At 63.3% G+C, this 1,414-nt stretch carries 1 protein-coding gene; it reads right to left on the bottom strand.

Going from position 1 to position 1,414, the window contains the following annotated elements:
* Positions 1–1,414: efflux RND transporter permease subunit (locus tag AB4Y84_RS21620; protein ID WP_442250927.1), on the bottom strand; the 1,414-nt coding region annotated here is incomplete at both ends.

The following is a 1,414-nucleotide window of genomic DNA, read 5'->3' on the forward strand; positions in this document are numbered from 1 at the left end:
GCGGTGGATACATCCGGTGGCTGCAGTGCATCGTCAATGTCACCGCGCACGGTGATGGTGGGTACCCGATCGCGGCGGCGCAGCACCGGCTCTTCCATCCGAACCTCGACCGAGCCGATCTGCGACAGCGGCACTCGCTGGCCAGCAGCACCGACCAGGGTGAAGTCTGCGATGCGCGCAGGATCCAAACGCGTTTCTCCACCAGATCGAGCGACAACCTCAACGGTGCGGATATCCTCACGAACGGCAGTGACCGGCACGCCGCTCAGGAAGAACTGCAACTGCTGCGAGACGGACGCCGAGGTCATGCCCATGGCCTGCAAGCGGTCCTGATCCAGCGTGAAGTGCAGCGTTGGCGTGCGCACGCCCCAATCGGTGTTGACCGTGCGCATCATCGGGCTGGCGTGCATGGTCTGCTCCACCTTGGCCGCAATGCCACGGATGACATCCGTATCCGGACCGCTGACACGGTAGGCCACCGGATAGGGCGAGTATGGCCCGAACACCAGCTGCGTCACACGCACACGCGCCTCTGGTGCCAATCCCTCAGCCACCGCCTGGCGCAGCTTTGCTTTCAAGGCATCGCGCTGTTCCTGGCTGTCGGTACGCACCACGATCTTGGCAAACGCCGGATCGGGCAGTTCCGGGGAAATGGCGAGGTAGAACCGGGGCGCACCCTGACCGATGTATGCCGTGACGATCTTCGCTTCTTCCTGCCCAGCGAGCCACTGCTCCACCTTCCTAGTGGCCAGGTTGGTCTGTTCGATGGCCGTGCCGTAGGGCATCTGCACTTCGACCAACACCTCCGGGCGATCGGAAATGGGGAAGAACTGCTTTTTCACCAGCCCCATGCCCACCACAGCAAGCACGAACAGGCCGATCACCGAACCTGCGGCAAGCCACTTGCGCGCGATCACGCGCGCCAGGATCGACCGGAAGCGGTTGTAGCGCGGCGTGTCGTAGAGACTGCTGTGCCCGCCTTCGACGGTCTTGAGTTCAGGGAGGAGCTTCACCCCGAGGTAAGGCGTAAAGAACACCGCGACCACCCACGACACGATCAGCGCAATGCCCACGATCCAGAACATGTTGCTGGTGTATTCGCCCGCAGTGGACCGGGCGAAACCGTTGGGCATGAAGCCCACCGCAGTGACCAGGGTGCCGGCCAGCATGGGCGCTGCCGTATGGCTCCACGCGTAGGCCGATGCCTTGACCCGGCTATAGCCCTCTTCCATCTTCACCACCATCATTTCGATGGCAATGATGGCGTCGTCCACCAGCAGACCGAGCGCAAGAATCAGCGAGCCGAGCGTGATGCGGTCAAAGTTCTTGCCGGTCGCAGCCATCACCATGAACACGGCAGCGAGGGTCAGCGGAACGGCCGCAGCCACCACGACACCCACCCGCCAGCCCATGC

It is taken from the genome of Stenotrophomonas sp. 2YAF22 (genome assembly GCF_052114665.1).
In the GTDB taxonomy this organism is placed as follows: domain Bacteria; phylum Pseudomonadota; class Gammaproteobacteria; order Xanthomonadales; family Xanthomonadaceae; genus Stenotrophomonas; species Stenotrophomonas indicatrix.